Here is a 15019-nt window from a genome sequence, read left to right on the forward strand (position 1 = left end):
CGTTTACCCTTCCTGCGCGGCCAGCGGCAGCGCGAAGGTAAACACCGTGCCGTGCGGCTCCCGGCGGCGCGCGCTCAGCTTTCCGCAGTGGCGCTCGATGATACTGGCGCTGATGGTCAGCCCCATCCCCATCCCCTGCGGCTTGGTGGAGTAGAACGAGTCAAAAATCTGCTCCAGCCGTTCGGGCTCAATGCCGCTCCCGGTATCGGCGATCTCAACGATCACTTTCCCTTCCGCGTTGGCGGTGCTGAGGATGATGGTGGTGGCGCGATCCCTCACCTCGGCCATCGCTTCTACCGCATTCATCACCAGATTCAGCAGCACCTGCTGGATCTGCACGCTGTCCCCGGTGATAAAGCTGTCGCTGGCGTTCAACAGATAATCAACGCTAATGTGTCTCTGCTCCAGCTCGCTGCGCGAAAGCGTGATGATATGGTGGATCAGGTAGTGCATATCGATGCGCGAGAAGGTGGGATCCTGCTTGCGCGTCAGGGACTGGATGCTGCGAATGATCTCCCCCGCACGCGCGCCTTCCGCGGCGATCTCCTCCAGCCCTTCGCGCACTTTATCCAGGCGGGCGGGCTCGCGGCTGAGCCAGCGCAGGCTCGCCCCGGCATTCGAGACGATGGACATCAGCGGCTGGTTGATCTCGTGGGCGATTGAGGAGGTCAGCTGCCCGACGGTGGTGGCGCGGGAAACGCGCGCCAGATCCGCCTGCGCCACCCGCATGGCATCCTCCGCGGCGCGCTGGCTGGTGATATCCGTAATGATGCCGTAGTACTCGTTCACCTCGCTGCCCACCCCCACCGGATCGCCAATTCCGAGGATGTAGCGCGTTGAGCCGTCGGTGCGCTTAATACGAAACTCCGCACGCATGGAGAGCCCGTCGCGCACGCTCTGGGTGACGATGGCGCTGATGCGGGCGTAATCGTCCTCGTGGACGAAGGTTAAAAACTCCGCCATGGAGATCATCTTTTGCTGGTCGGGCAGGCCGAGAATGCGGGCGTACTCTTCCGAGACAAACATCAGATCCTGCTCCAGCTCCCAGCGCCAGCTGCCGGTGTGGCTGATCTGCTCGCCCAGCATCAGCGAGGTCTGGCTGGCGCGCAGCTCTTTTTCCACCCGGCGGCGCTGAATGTTCTCCGCCAGCAGCTCGGCGTAGAGCCGCGCCGTTTCCAGGGATACCGCTGCCTGCGCGCCCAGCAGGCTGACCACGCGCGATTGCTCGGCGGTGAAGACCTCCGGCATCAGGCGGTTTTCCAGGTAGAGCACGCCCACCAGCCGCGCCTGTTTGAACATCGGGACGCACATCACCGCCGCCCCCGAGGTCACCAGATAAGGGTCCTGGCTGAAGGGATGAAACTCCTCCGGCTTGCCGGTGCGGATCTCCTGCCCGGTGCGGATCACCGCAGCCAGCACCGACAGCGGCATGTCGGTCGCCATCGGCACGTCTTTCAGGATCCGCACCCGCACGCCGTCGGTGCTGGTCCAGGCGCTGGCCTCGATCTCCGGGATCAGGTTATCGCTCACGCGAAGCAGCAGGCCGCGCTGCGCCCCGGCGCGTTCGAGCAGGATGGTCATCAGGTTTTCAATCAGGCGCTCAAGATTGATCTCTTCCGACAGCGCGCGGGAAGCCTTGATCACGCTCTGCAGATCGCGGATCGTCTCGTTCTGGGCAAACGCCACCGTGTCGTAGGCGCTGGCCTGCCCGGAGGCCAGCAGGTGCGGGAAATCCTGCTCCAGCTGGCGCACCTTGGCCTGCGCGCCCGCGCGGCCCCAGGCGGCAATCGAGCCGCGGAAGTGCGCGTCTGATGCGGTCGGGTAGCCGCAGGCCAGCGCAAAGCGGCCCGCCAGCTCGTGGGCCAGGGCGTTAATCGGGTTAAAGCCACCCTCGCGGGAGAGCCGGACCGCCTTCTCATACTGCTCAAGCGCAATGCTGTTCATCCCGTCCAGACGGACAATTTCGGCGTAGATCAGCGCCTCTTTATCCGCGAACGTGCCGGGATTAATGCGCGCCCAGAGGGCGATTTTGTCGTAGTGTGCGTGAATGCTGCGGCGGTGATTCGCCGAAAACGTCTCCGGCGTCAGCTGACGTGAGAGCGCCAGCGCGCTGTAGAGATGGTAATCCAGCAGATGGATGTGCCCCGGCGCAGACCACGCGTACCAGCCCGCCATCTCAAGATCCGCCTGCGCGTCGGTATACTCGCCGCAGGTAAAGTGCGCCATGCCACGGTAGAGCCAGTACCAGAACAGCATGGTGGAGGTCTGCTCCGGGGCCTGCTCCGGCGACGCGGGAAGCAGCGCCTCGGGCAGCGCCTGCGACGCGGTCCAGGTGCCGATCGTCGGCGTGCGCAAAAACTCCACGAAGGTGCGCTGGAGCATCAATATGGTCTCTACGTCCTGGAAGTGGGTTTTACGTACAAACGCCAGGCCGCGATCGATGCTGGTCAATACCCCGTCCAGGTGATCGCCCCGTGAGAGGAAGTTAATGACCTGATGGCAGGCCGCAAAGCAGGCCACCGTCATATCGCCGTGGGTAACGGCGGCGGTGAAGCAGGCTTTTGCGCACTCGATGGTGAATGACAGCGGCTGGGTCCAGACGCTGAGCTGGTCGAGGGGCAGCAGGGTTTTGGCTTCGAACGCGTCGTAGCCGTGGCGGTTCACCAGCTCGCGGGCCAGGGTGCCGTACTGGAACCCGAGGCGGTACTCGGCGTAGCGCTGGCCAATCAGCACGCCAAACCAGGCCATCGCCGTGGTGGAGGCGCCAGTGATGCCGTGGTCGAGGGTGAGGTGCATCATGCGGCAGAGCAGCAAAAAATGCAGGCGCGGGCAGATGAAACTGGCGCAAATGCTGGCGCTGTAGAGCAGGTTCATCACCGCTTCGGTTTCCGGGTTATCCATTCGCGACAGCTGGGCAAAAAGGTTTTGCGGCGCGTCGGCCGTGCGGTTGCAGAAGCGTTCCCAGGCCTCGTCGCAGTCGGCGTCTTCCGGGTGGCGGCCAATCTGAATACCAAAAATCCCCAGCCAGCAGAGCGCCGCCTCCAGCGCCAGACGGCTGTCCGACTGGCGAATGTACACTTCCACCAGCAGGTTGGCCGCCAGCGCCTTTTCGGTCAGCCCGCCGGGGCAGCCGAGGATGGCGTCACACAGCTCGCGGGTGCGCTCCAGGTGCCCCAGAGCAAACTCGCAGCCCGCCTCTTCGATATCAAGCATAAAGTCTGACACCGTTCCGGCGTTGCCCAGCGCTCTGGCGGTCTGGATATAGCTGAGCGCCGATGGATAATCCCCCGAACGCTTTGCCCGTCGTGCGGCCAGCAGGCTCAGCTCGCGGAACATCTGGCGCTGCGGCGCGGGCTGGATGCAGTCCAGCGCAGCCGTGACGTGGTGAACGGCGCGAAACAGCAGTTCGTTCCCCGCGGCCTGACGCGCGGCATCGGCCAGCAGGCTGGCGGTGGTCAGGTGAAGATGGCTTTTCTCATGCTGATCCAGCATCGCAAAGGCCGCCTCCTGCACCCGGTCGTGGGTGAAGGCGTACTCTTTTTCCGTCAGCACAATGAGCTGGGCCATCACCGCCGGATGCAGCGCATAGCGCATTTCCGCCATCGACATGCTGACCACCCGGCAGATCATCTCCATCTCGCCCGTGCCGCCGAGGCAGGCGAGGCTGCCCAGCAGGCGGCGCGTCTCGTCGGGCAGCTCTTCGAGCTGCTCCAGCACCAGGGTAACGACGTTTTCGGTGTAGTGCCGGGCGCGGATCGCCTGCAGATCGTAGTGCCACTTATCCTGATATTTGTTGTGCACCACCAGCCCGTCATCCACGATGCGGCGGAAAAACTCGTGCACAAAGAGCGGGTTGCCCCCGGTTTTCTCGTGGATCAGCGTGGCGAGGTCGGTCGTCGCCGCGCTGCGGGCACGAAATATCGTCGCCAGCCAGCGCGCCACCGCCTTCACGGACAGCGCCTGCGGGACAATTTCAGTCGCGTTTTGCGCCGCCTCCGGCAGGCTCGCCAGCTGCTGTTGCAGCGTCGGTTCAGACAACGAACCGATATCGCGGTGGGCGACCACCAGCAGCAGCGGGATAGCGCCGCAGGTCACCAGCAGATGTTTCAGCGTATGCAGGCTGGCCGCGTCACTCCACTGGAGATCGTCGAGCACCAGCACCAGCGGGCAGCCCTGAGAAGCAAAGGTTTTTACCAGCGCCAGCACCATATGGCTGAAGCGCGCCCGGGCATCAATGGAAAAGGTATCCGCCGAGTAGCGCGGCTTGCTCTCAAGGAGCAGCCCCAGCTCGGGCACCAGGCTGACGGCCAGCGCTTCGTACCCCTCCAGGGCGCGCGACAGGCGGATTTTCCACTTCGCTACATCTTCCGCGGGCAGCCCCAGCAGGTGCAGCGTCAGGGTGCGGAACGCGGAGCTTAATACGCCGTAGGGCAAAGACGGCGAGAACTGATCGACTTTCCCCACCGCCAGCAAAACCTGACGCTGCTGCAGCGTTTTGAGCGCCGTCGCGATGATGGACGATTTGCCAATCCCCGACGGCCCGCCGATCGTCACCAGCTCCGGCACCAGATTCTGGCCCACCCGCTCAAACGCGGCAATGACGTCATTCGCCTGCGGATGCGTCGCGAACAGGGAGTCCGCCAGATGGATCGCGGGAGTGCGGTCCTGCTGGCCGGGCGTAAAGGCGACGATCTCGCCCTCGCAGGTCAGCGTCGCCTGGCAGCGGCGGAGGTCGGCAATCAGCCCGTCGACCGTCTGGTAGCGGTTATCGGGGTGCTTCTCCAGCAGCTTGAGGATGATGGTCGACAGCATTCCCGGCACGTCCGGGCGAATCACGTCCGGGGCCAGCGGCTCCGAGGCAATATGGTAGTGCGCCCAGTTGGTTTGATCGTCCTCCCCCAACTCAAACGGCAGGCGTCCGGTCAGGAGTTCATACAGCACCATGCCGAGGCTGTAGAGATCGCTGCGGCCGTCAACGGGACGCCGGGTGCGGGTGGTGTGCTCCGGCGACATATACGCGGGCGTACCGCCTGAAACGGCAAGCCGGGTCTGGGAGAAGGCCCCGGAGAGGCTACAGGAGAGGCCAAAGCTGCCCAGACGGCAGGTGGCATCGTGATGAACAAAAATCGCGCCGGGCTTGATATCGCCGTGGATCAGGTTTTGCAGGTGCATCTGGCGCAGGGGAACGCAGATCTGGATCGCCATCTCAATAAAGCGCGAGATCCCCGAGATCGCCCTGCCCGCGCGCCGCGCCAGCAGCTCAAACGCAAACGGCGCATACACCAGCGCGAAACGTCCCCGGTACTGGGTGGAGGCTACGGCACGGATGGCCCAGCTGTCCTGCAGCACGTCACGCAGCGCAAATTCATTTTTTAGCAGCCGCGTGGCCCGCTCTTCCTCTTCGTCGCTCACCGCGGTGGCAATGATGAACGAGCCGCCGGAATGGGGATGGCGCGCGTGCATCCAGGCGATACCGCCCTCCTGCGCCAGCACGGTAAAAATCACATCCTCTTTAAGGACAAAAACCCGCCCCTGGTGAAGATTCCCCTGGGCGGGCCAGAATGCAGGCTGCTCGTGTTCGTTCATCCGCGATCCTTATCGTCGGCGGGCCAGCTCCCGCTGTATATGATCCAGCAGAATATCGATGTTAATGGGTTTACGCAAAAATGCAGCGGCGCCCAGGCTAAGAGCGTACCGCTGCATATTTTCATCAGCATGACCGGAGATAAAGATCACGGGCGGCGGGGGGACGGCCAGCAGCCGCAGCTTGTCAAACAGCTCCAGGCCGCTCATGCCCCGCAGCTTGATATCGGCGATCACCAGCGCCGCGCCGGACAGGGCGAGCGGATGGCTCAGAAACACCTCTGCCGAATCAAACGTATCGGCGGCATACCCTTCCGACTCCAGGAGATTACTCAGCCCGCTGCGGACGGAACGTTCGTCATCAATGATGGCAATGCGCCACGGCAGCGTCATGCTGTCTTTCCTCAAAAAAATCATTAAACGTCGCGATCGTCCTTCGCGGGCGCGGGGGGCGCCGTGCCGCTGATTTTCGGCACGCATTCGTGACGAAACCAGGCGAGGGTAAACGGTTCGCGACTCAGTAAACGCCGTCCCACCGGGATGAGCTGTTCACCCACCAGCATGCCAAACAGGCCAAGCAGGGCGACAACCGGCGGTGCCGGGGAATGAACGTCGAGCAGGGCGTAAATTACCCCAGCAACCACGCCGCACACCAGCGAAATTATCCATGCTCTCATGACGTCGCTCCCGTCTGCGATTTCACCTGCGGAACCGTTACCTGAGGAGGCGGCGCGCCGTCGCGGGATAACAGATGGCGCGTCGCCTGTTCACCCGCCAGCATCCCCAGCAGGCCAATCAGCGCCAGCGCGGGCGGCGCGGGGGAGCGCACCTTCAGCACGGCATACATCAGGCCAATCAACACGCCTGCGGCAAGGGATATCAGCCCAGTACTCATTGTGAACTCCAGAGAAAGAGGCAGCGGCGAGCCGGATGAGGGACCAGCCCGCCAGCGGAACTTAGCGAGCCGGGACCGGCGCTAAGGTGCGGTGCTCGCTCTTCTGGCGAGACGGTGCTTTGTGCACCATGGTGTAGGCGTAATCCACGCCCATGCCGTACGCGCCGGAGTGTTCGCGCACGATATCCATCACCGCGGTGTAGGTCTCTTTACGCGCCCAGTCGCGCTGCCACTCCAGCATCACCTGCTGCCAGGTCACCGGGATCACGCCTGCCTGGATCATGCGCTGCATCGCGAAGTCGTGGGCTTCTTTGGAGGTGCCGCCGGACGCGTCCGCCACCATATAAATTTCGTAGTCGCCTTCCAGCATCGCGCACAGGGCAAAGCTGTTGTTGCACACTTCGGTCCACAGGCCGGCAACCACCACCTTCTTCTTGCCGTTGGCCTTCAGCGCGTCACGCACTTTCTGGTCGTCCCAGGAGTTCATGGAGGTACGCTCCAGAATGTCCTGGCCCGGGAACACGTCCAGCAGCTCCGGATAGGTGTTACCGGAGAAGCTTTCGGTCTCTACGGTGGTGATGATGGTCGGGATGTTGAACACTTTGGCCGCTTTTGCCAACGCCACGGTGTTGTTTTTCAGCACCTGGCGGTCAATAGACTGCACGCCAAACGCCATCTGTGGCTGGTGATCGATAAAGATGATCTGACAGTTCGCAGGGGTTAACACTTCGAGCTTTGAAGAGGTCATAGCATTTTCCAGTGGTTAAGGGTAGAAATCGCCGCGAGCGCCGCGACGATAAAGTCACCCTCATCCTGCGGTTTTCCGTCGCCGCGCGTAATTATCTCTTCGTATAGTTAACCTTAGGTATAGTTATACTTTGGTATACCTATCCTATTGTATAACTGGATCTTTGCCGAAACCGGTTCCCATAATCCTGACCATTCCCCCTCTCAGTCAGGAGCAGTTATGGTTACCCTCGGTAAAGCCGATCTTATTCTGGTTAACGGCCAGTTTCACACCGTCGATCGCGAGAATCCTGTCGCGGAAGCCGTTGCCGTGCGCGATGGAAAATTTCTGGAAGTGGGTACCGTCGCCGAGGTGATGCAGCACCACTGCGACGGCACTAAGGTGGTGGATTTGAAAGGCCACACCGCGATCCCCGGCCTGAACGACTCGCACCTGCACCTCATTCGCGGCGGGCTGAACTACAACCTCGAGCTGCGCTGGGAAGGCGTACCGTCCCTGGCTGATGCCCTGCGGATGCTGAAAGAGCAGGCCCTGCGCACGCCGTCGCCCCAGTGGGTGCGCGTGGTGGGCGGCTGGAGCGAGTTCCAGTTTGCCGAGCGCCGCATGCCGACGCTGGACGAGATCAACGACGCCGCGCCGGACACCCCGGTCTTCATCCTGCACCTGTACGACCGCGCCCTGCTCAACCGCGCCGCGCTGAAGGTGGTCGGCTACACCAAAGAGACGCCGAACCCGCCGGGCGGCGAGATCCAGCGCGACGCCAACGGCAACCCGACCGGAATGCTGATTGCCCGTCCGAACGCCATGATCCTCTACGCCACGCTGGCGAAAGGGCCGAAGCTGCCGCTGGAGCAGCAGGTCAACTCCACGCGCCAGTTCATGCGCGAGCTGAACCGTCTGGGGCTGACCAGCGCCATCGACGCGGGCGGCGGCTTCCAGAACTACCCGGAAGATTACGAGGTGATTGCCGAGCTGCACGAGAAAAAGCAGATGACCATCCGCATCGCTTACAACCTGTTTACCCAGCGTCCGGGCCACGAGCTGGAAGACTTTGAAAAATGGACCGACATGCTCACGCCGGGCCAGGGCAGCGACTTCTTCCGCCACAACGGCGCGGGCGAGATGCTGGTCTTCTCCGCCGCCGATTTTGAAGACTTCCTCGAGCCGCGCCCGGACCTCGCGCCGGGCATGGAGGACGAGCTGGAGCGCGTGGTGCGCCATCTGGTGGAGCACCGCTGGCCGTTCCGCCTGCACGCCACCTACAACGAATCCATCAGCCGCATGCTGGACGTGTTCGAGAAGGTGAACCGCGACATTCCGTTCAACGGCCTGCACTGGTTCTTCGACCATGCGGAAACCGTTACCCAGGCGAATATCGATCGCATCAAAGCGCTGGGCGGCGGCATTGCCGTCCAGCACCGCATGGCCTTCCAGGGGGAGTACTTTGCCGAGCGCTATGGCATCGAAGCTACCCGCCACACGCCGCCGGTGGCAAAAATGCTCGAGACCGGCGTACCGGTGGGCTTAGGGACGGACGCCACCCGCGTGGCGAGCTACAACCCGTGGACCGCGCTCTACTGGCTGGTCTCCGGCCGCACCGTCGGCGGGATGCAGATGTACGACCACAGCGCCCGTCTGGACCGCGATACCGCCCTGATGCTCTGGACCCAGGGCAGCGCGTGGTTCTCCAGCGAGCAGAACCAGAAGGGACAGATTAAAGTTGGCCAGCTCGCCGACCTGGCAGTGCTGAGCAAAGACTACTTCCGCGTGCCGGAAGAGGAGATCAAGGGCATCGAGTCCGTCCTGACGGTGGTCAACGGCGACATCGTCTACGCCGCAGGCAGCTTTGGCCCGCTCGCGCCGCCCGCCATTCCGGTTCTGCCCGAGTGGTCCCCGGTGGTGAAAGTGCCGGGCCACTACCGCAGCGCGCCGCCGCAGGCCGCACGCGTCGGCTTGAGTGTGGCTCACCACTGCAGCGGCCCGTGCGGGGTTCACAGCCACCAGCATGATTTCGCCCGCACGTCAGAGATGCCGGTGTCCGACGATAACGCTTTCTGGGGGGCGCTGGGCTGCAGCTGCTTTGCATTCTGATGAAAAACACTACTATGCCTCCTCGGGTCGACCTGGGGCTGTTCTTCCTGCGCCTCACCGGCAGCCTGCTGCTGCTCTACGTGCACGGCCTGCCGAAGGTGCTGCACTTCAGCGAAGAGCTGACGCGCATTGAAGATCCGTTTGGCTTCGGGCCTTACGCGAGCCTGATCCCGGCGATCGTCGCCGAAGTCATCTGCCCGCTGTTGATCATTGCGGGCGTCTACACCCGCCTGGCGTGCCTGCCGATTATCGCCGTGCTGCTGGTGGCGATGCTGGCGGTACACCCGGACTGGTCGATTGCCGAAGGGCAGTTTGGCTGGCTGCTGCTGATTATCTTCACCACTCTCGCCCTCACCGGGCCGGGCCAGTGGCGGCTGCAGCGTAAGGCGACGGAGGGGTTCGCATGACCCAGGTTAACGACGTTCGCGACGCACACGTTGAGACGACGCCCACGCGGGCGGTTTCGCCCTGGCAGCCGCTGAGCCAGCCGGTGTTCCGCATGCTGTGGATCGCCACGGTGGTCTCTAACGTCGGCTCATGGATGAGCGACGTCGGCATCAACTGGAGCATGCTCACGCTCAGCGCCGACCCGCTGGATATCGCGCTGGTGCAGGCCGCCAGCAGCCTGCCGATGTTCCTCTTCGCCCTGCCGTCCGGGGTAATGGCGGACATCGTTGACCGGCGTAAATACCTGCTCTTCTCCCAGCTGTGGGTGTTCATCGCCGCCGCCGGGCTGACGGTGCTCTCCTTCACCGGACACGTCACCCCTACCGTTCTGCTGGTGGCGACGTTCCTGCTGAGCGTGGGCGCGGCGATGAGCTCGCCGCCGTTCCAGGCCGTGGTGCCCGATCTGGTGAGCAAGCCGGAGCTGGGTGCCGCCGTGGCGCTGAACTCGCTCGGGGTGAACATCAGCCGGGCGATTGGTCCCGCGCTGGGCGGTTTTCTGCTTTCGCTCGCCGGGCCGTGGATGGTGTTTGCCCTGAACGCGCTGTCCGTGGTGGGCGTGGCGTGGGTGCTGTGGCGCTGGCGTCCGGCCCCGTCCGTGCAGCGCCTGCCGCCGGAACACTTCTTCTCCGCGGTGCGCTCCGGCATTCGCTACGTGCACGCCGCGCCGGTGCTGCGCAACGTGCTGGTGCGCACCGTGGCCTTCTTCGTTTTCGGCAGCGCGGGCTGGGCGCTGCTGCCGCTGGTGGCGCGCCGCGAGCTGGGCTTGGGCCCGGCGGGCTACGGCGTGATGCTGGCGTGCATTGGCCTGGGGGCGATTGCCGGGGCGATCCTGCTGCCGCGCCTGCGCCAGCGGCTAAACGCCGATCGGCTGATGGTGGCCGCGAGCCTGGTTTTTGCCCTCACCATGCTGGCGCTGGCGTTCGTGCGCCACGTCTGGCTGCTGAACCTGTTTGAGTTCTTCACCGGCTTCGCGTGGATTGCGGTGCTCTCCACCCTCAACCTCGGCGCGCAGCGCAGCGCCGCCCGCTGGGTGAAGGCCCGCGCGCTGGCGGTCTACCTGACGGTGTTCTTCGGTTCGATGACCACGGGCAGCGCCATCTGGGGGCAGATCGCCTCGCAGTTTGGCACCCCGACCTCGCTGGTTGTCGCCACGCTGGGGATGGTGCTGGCAAGCGCAACGGTGTTCCGCTGGAAGCTGGAGAAAGATCCTGATTTAAACCTCGACCTGAGCGGCCAGCCGCTGGACGGCGTGGAGATTGAGCTGCCGAACGAGCGCGGCCCGGTGCTGGTGTCGCACGAGTACATCATCGACCCGCAGAACGCGAAAGCCTTCCTGGAGGCGGTACACGAGCTGCGCCGGGTGCGACGCCGCGCCGGCGCGATGAGCTGGGCGGTGTACGAGGATATTGAGCGCCCCGGTCTGTTTATCGAGACCTTCCTGATGGGCTCCTGGATCGAGCATTTGCGCCAGCAGGAACGCCACACCATGAATGACCTCCTGCTGCAGAGCCGCGTTCTGGCTTTTCATCAGGGCACAACATCACCGGCAATTCGCTATCTGGTCGCGCCGGTATAACCATAACCATCACCTGTACAGGAACACACTATGGCAACGTTTAAGGCAAAAGACGGCACGCAGATTTACTACAAAGACTGCGGCGCGGGCAAACCGGTTCTCTTCAGCCACGGCTGGCCGCTGGACGGCGACATGTGGGACAGCCAGCTGAACTACCTGGCCGAACGCGGCTTCCGCGCCATCGCCTTTGACCGTCGCGGCTTTGGCCGCTCGGATCAGCCGTGGAACGGCTACGACTACGATACCTTTGCGTCCGACATTAACGACCTGATCACCACCCTGGACCTCCAGGACGTGACGCTGGTGGGCTTCTCCATGGGCGGCGGCGACGTGTCCCGCTACATCAACAACTACGGCAGTTCGCGCGTGGCCGGTCTGGCGCTGCTGGGCGCGGTCACGCCGATCTTCGGTAAATCCGACTCCTTCCCGCAGGGTGTGGATCAGAGCGTGTTCGACGGCATTCGCGACGGACTGCGTAAAGATCGCGCCCAGTTCATCAGCGACTTCGCGACGCCGTTCTACGGCACCAACGCCGGGCAGACCGTCTCTGCCGGTGCCCTGACCCAGACGCTGAACATCGCCCTGCTGGCATCCCTGAAGGGCACCATCGACTGCGTGACCGCGTTTGGCGAAACCGACTTCCGCCCGGATATGGCGAAAATCGACGTGCCGACGCTGGTGATCCACGGCAGCAACGACCAGATCGTGCCGTTTGAAAGCACCGGCAAGCTGGCGGCGGAGATGATCAAAAACGCCACGCTGAAGGTGTACGACAACGCGCCGCACGGCTTCGCGCTGACCCACCAGGATCAGCTCAACGAAGATCTGCTGGCGTTTGTGAAGTCGCTGTAAGGTCCCGGGGCTGACGCCAGCAGGCGTCAGCCTGAATATGCACTTCCCGGCATACTAAATTTGAGCGTAGAACTCCCTCTCCCTTGTGACTAGTATTCCTTCATTTCAAAGGGAGACTACATAAGATGAATATCCAGTTTCTTAAGCGGCTAACCCGAAAGTTTATCATCGCTATTTTAACATCCTCTTCATTTGTCACAGCCTGTACATTTAGCGTTATATGGTTCTATCTTGCGAATATTGACCGGCTTGATATTTTATATGATGCGTTGAGCGTGAGTAGCGCAGTAGGAATAATATTTGGGTTTACCCTTGTCTCACTACTTGGTTTCAGCCTTGTCATTTTTATCTCATCTGTCCTTGCTTACTTAATTTACACCGCACATGAGAAAGAGTTTGTTAAATACGAAGGTTTGACACATAGCTTTACCTCAATCTGTTTTGGTAATAGCGTTGTGATGTGCGTTGTGCTTATCGGAGCGTTCTGCTTACAATTTTTTCTTGATATAAATGGTTTTATCGTTCTTGCCTTAGCGATAGCCATAATACTGGCCGCATCGTATTGCTTATCCTACTGGCTTATGTTCAACGTTCAGTCATATAAGGATGTTGATGATACGCGTGATGTAAAATATTTGCAGAAAAACGCCGTCAGAAACTGGCTGCCTCTGTTATTGATTGCCCCTGCATTTACACAAATCTTCCCGCTCATTTTTATCGCGGGTCAACTAGATTTTAGCGAAGGAAGTAATACGTTCTTACAGGTTATCATTTTCCTTGCACTCTCGGTCGCGATGATTATTGTGGGTATTTTCCCAGGAATGATCCTGATAAACGAAAAGAAAAATAAAAGTTTATTGCAAATAATCACTTATACACTAATTATTATTCCTCTCAGCATGCTTGTCCTGACAATGATTTTCCGCCCCACCCCCAATATGATCATTAACATGACCATGAACCTTTCCGGCATTAGCGACTGGCGCACACATCAATATTACATAGATACTCACACTCACCCGCCAGCGATGTTTGATGGTTTAACATGGAACACACGTTACTATAAAGATATCCCTTCGAGATTCTTTATCACCGGCGTAAACATTTTCTCGCTTGGAAACATTCAGCTTATTTGCCCTACGCAAATCAATCATGCCAGATCGCTGAGCCTGAAAACTACGCCAGACAACTTTGACGAATATGACCTTCGCATAAAAAGGTTAAAAAACACCGCTATGAAATGTATCCCGTTTAAGAAGGATGAGATACACCAATGGGATTCGCCTATAGCTGAGCCTGTTTATTTTCAGAAAATTAAATCTAACGGTGATAGCCTTTTATTAAAGTTGCTTCATGATATCAAGTAGCTTTTAAGAAACGCCCGCAGCGCGGGCGCTACTTAATCAATTCACAGTAAGCGGAGGCTCATGCTTCTGCCCAGGCTCACCGCGTTGCACAACGCCGTGCTCGCGCTCCGCCAGCAACCGACAAACCTCCGCATGCTTCTCCTCGGTAAAGGTAAAGCGCGACATAAAGCCCATGCGGATCAGCGACCCAATCGCCGGCAGCAGGCAAATCCCAAAGAACAGCCCCGACAGTACGCCTTCGCTCTGGATCTGCGCCTGCGGCACGTAGCCGATCATCGTCAGGAACACGCCAATAAGCCCGCCGCCCACCGCCACCGACATCTTGCCGGTAAAGGTCTGCCCGGAGAAGGTGATCGCCGCGCAGCGCTTGTTAGTGTGGTACTCCGCGTACTCGATGGTGTCGGCAATCATCGACGAGGTGAGGATGTTGGTCATCATCACGAACAGCGTGCTCAGGCCGAGCAGAATAAACAGCATCGTCACCTGTTGATAGCCGACAAACCACATCACCACGCGCACCGCCACGTCCAGCCCGCAGAGGATCATAAACAGCTTCCGCTTCTGCATCCGGCGCGTCAGCATCGGGGCGACCAGGCACAGCACCGCCGCCACAATGCCCATCACGCCAATCGCCATCTGCATGCTGCCGTCACCCAGGTTGTTGATAAAGAAGTAGATATACAGCCCGCCCGCTACGTTGTGGAACACGCAGAAAAAGAACGATAGCAGGACGATAAACAGCGGCTTGTTCTGGCGCAGGTTGTGGAAGGTGTCGCGGATGGTCACCTTTTCCGGGCTCGGCGGCACCCGCTCTTTGATCTGCATAAAGCCGTTAAGCATCAGCGGCAGGCCCACCAGCATCATCACCAGCGCCGCCATAAAGTAGCCTTTATCGTTGCTGTACTGGGCGAAGAACGCCGCCAGCTTCGGGAAGAAGATATTGGCGCAGGCAATCCCGGCGTTCACCCCGAGCATCGCCGCCGTCACCGCGCGGGTGCGCTGGGCGGAGTCGTTGGTCATCACCGACGACATCGACCAGAACGGGATATCGGAGATGGCGTACAGCGTCCCCCACAGGATATACGTCACCCCGGCGTAGAGGATTTTGGTGGTCATGTCCGCTTCGATTTTATAGAACGACAGCAGCGTGACGCCGGTGATCAGCAAAGGCGCAATCAGCAAAAAGTGGCGAAACTTGCCGAACCGGCTGTTAATGGTGTCCATTATGCTGGCAAACAGCGGATCGTGAACCGCGTCCCACGCGCGGGCAATCAGGAAGATGGTGCTCGCCGCCAGCGCCGAGATCCCCAGCACGTCGGTGTAAAAATAGTTAATAAACGAACCCACTAAACCAAAGCTAAAACACTGACCTAAACCATAGCCAAAATAAGACCACAACTCGCGAGACGGTATTTTCATTGTCGTTGCCATAGTGCGTACCTGTTTGCCCGGCGACAGCG

At 60.8% G+C, this 15019-nt stretch carries 11 protein-coding genes; 5 read left to right on the forward strand and 6 right to left on the reverse strand.

From position 1 onward, the window contains the following. Positions 1-3 precede the first annotated feature (3 nt). The 5 genes from IM313_RS08455 to IM313_RS08475 form a co-directional block, all read right to left on the reverse strand. Positions 4-5586: an ATP-binding sensor histidine kinase gene (locus IM313_RS08455; protein ID WP_192971555.1), complete on the reverse strand. Its 5583-nt coding sequence runs from the start codon at positions 5584-5586 to the stop codon at positions 4-6. A gap of 9 nt (positions 5587-5595) precedes the next feature. After that, positions 5596-5976 (reverse strand): response regulator transcription factor, encoded by a 381-nt coding sequence (locus IM313_RS08460; protein ID WP_028015364.1) that lies wholly within the window; start codon positions 5974-5976, stop codon positions 5596-5598. 23 nt (positions 5977-5999) lie between these two features. After that, entirely contained in the window at positions 6000-6260 is a 261-nt protein-coding gene (locus IM313_RS08465; RefSeq protein WP_028015363.1) for a XapX domain-containing protein, read from the reverse strand. Next, the gene (locus IM313_RS08470) at positions 6257-6478 is read right to left on the reverse strand and encodes a DUF1427 family protein (protein WP_028015362.1); all 222 of its coding nucleotides are present in this window, start codon (positions 6476-6478) and stop codon (positions 6257-6259) included. The genes IM313_RS08465 and IM313_RS08470 overlap by 4 nt, the downstream gene beginning before the upstream one ends. A gap of 61 nt (positions 6479-6539) precedes the next feature. Continuing rightward, positions 6540-7226, reverse strand: coding sequence for a hydrolase (locus IM313_RS08475; protein WP_023331928.1), 687 nt, complete (start codon positions 7224-7226; stop codon positions 6540-6542). 219 nt (positions 7227-7445) lie between these two features. On the opposite strand from IM313_RS08475, the gene IM313_RS08480 reads away from it, so the two are divergent. The 5 genes from IM313_RS08480 (at position 7446) to IM313_RS22540 (ending at position 13559) form a co-directional block, all read left to right on the forward strand. After that, on the forward strand, positions 7446-9317 hold the full coding sequence (locus IM313_RS08480) for an amidohydrolase (protein ID WP_126300262.1): 1872 nt from the start codon (positions 7446-7448) through the stop codon (positions 9315-9317). Continuing rightward, the gene (locus tag IM313_RS08485) at positions 9317-9724 is read left to right on the forward strand and encodes a DoxX family protein (protein WP_049138623.1); all 408 of its coding nucleotides are present in this window, start codon (positions 9317-9319) and stop codon (positions 9722-9724) included. Before IM313_RS08480 ends, IM313_RS08485 begins: the two co-directional genes overlap by 1 nt. Beyond that, the gene (locus tag IM313_RS08490; protein WP_192971554.1) at positions 9721-11340 is read left to right on the forward strand and encodes an MFS transporter; all 1620 of its coding nucleotides are present in this window, start codon (positions 9721-9723) and stop codon (positions 11338-11340) included. Before IM313_RS08485 ends, IM313_RS08490 begins: the two co-directional genes overlap by 4 nt. Positions 11341-11370: 30 nt before the next feature. Next, positions 11371-12192, forward strand: coding sequence for an alpha/beta fold hydrolase (locus IM313_RS08495; protein ID WP_048999284.1), 822 nt, complete (start codon positions 11371-11373; stop codon positions 12190-12192). A 125-nt stretch (positions 12193-12317) separates the two neighbouring features. After that, positions 12318-13559 (forward strand): hypothetical protein, encoded by a 1242-nt coding sequence (locus IM313_RS22540; protein ID WP_048999283.1) that lies wholly within the window; start codon positions 12318-12320, stop codon positions 13557-13559. Positions 13560-13595: 36 nt separating this feature from the next. Here the strand turns inward: IM313_RS22540 and IM313_RS08505 are convergent, their stop codons facing one another. Continuing rightward, the gene (locus IM313_RS08505; RefSeq protein WP_226837458.1) at positions 13596-14990 is read right to left on the reverse strand and encodes an MFS transporter; all 1395 of its coding nucleotides are present in this window, start codon (positions 14988-14990) and stop codon (positions 13596-13598) included. Between the last annotated feature and the right edge of the window lie 29 nt (positions 14991-15019).

Source organism: Enterobacter cloacae complex sp. P2B (assembly GCF_014895985.1).
In the GTDB taxonomy this organism is placed as follows: Bacteria; Pseudomonadota; Gammaproteobacteria; order Enterobacterales; family Enterobacteriaceae; genus Enterobacter; species Enterobacter bugandensis.

Excerpts from the sequence above, each read along its gene's own strand:
- IM313_RS08465 (WP_028015363.1), bottom strand. The coding sequence starts at position 6,260 with ATGAGAGCATGGATAATTTCGCTGGTGTGCGGCGTGGTTGCTGGGGTA.
- IM313_RS08470 (WP_028015362.1), bottom strand. The coding sequence starts at position 6,478 with ATGAGTACTGGGCTGATATCCCTTGCCGCAGGCGTGTTGATTGGCCTG.
- IM313_RS08485 (WP_049138623.1), top strand. The coding sequence starts at position 9,317 with ATGAAAAACACTACTATGCCTCCTCGGGTCGACCTGGGGCTGTTCTTC.
- IM313_RS08475 (WP_023331928.1), bottom strand. The coding sequence starts at position 7,226 with ATGACCTCTTCAAAGCTCGAAGTGTTAACCCCTGCGAACTGTCAGATC.
- IM313_RS08505 (WP_226837458.1), bottom strand. The coding sequence starts at position 14,990 with ATGGCAACGACAATGAAAATACCGTCTCGCGAGTTGTGGTCTTATTTT.
- IM313_RS08490 (WP_192971554.1), top strand. The coding sequence starts at position 9,721 with ATGACCCAGGTTAACGACGTTCGCGACGCACACGTTGAGACGACGCCC.
- IM313_RS08480 (WP_126300262.1), top strand. The coding sequence starts at position 7,446 with ATGGTTACCCTCGGTAAAGCCGATCTTATTCTGGTTAACGGCCAGTTT.
- IM313_RS22540 (WP_048999283.1), top strand. The coding sequence starts at position 12,318 with ATGAATATCCAGTTTCTTAAGCGGCTAACCCGAAAGTTTATCATCGCT.
- IM313_RS08455 (WP_192971555.1), bottom strand. The coding sequence starts at position 5,586 with ATGAACGAACACGAGCAGCCTGCATTCTGGCCCGCCCAGGGGAATCTT.
- IM313_RS08460 (WP_028015364.1), bottom strand. The coding sequence starts at position 5,976 with ATGACGCTGCCGTGGCGCATTGCCATCATTGATGACGAACGTTCCGTC.
- IM313_RS08495 (WP_048999284.1), top strand. The coding sequence starts at position 11,371 with ATGGCAACGTTTAAGGCAAAAGACGGCACGCAGATTTACTACAAAGAC.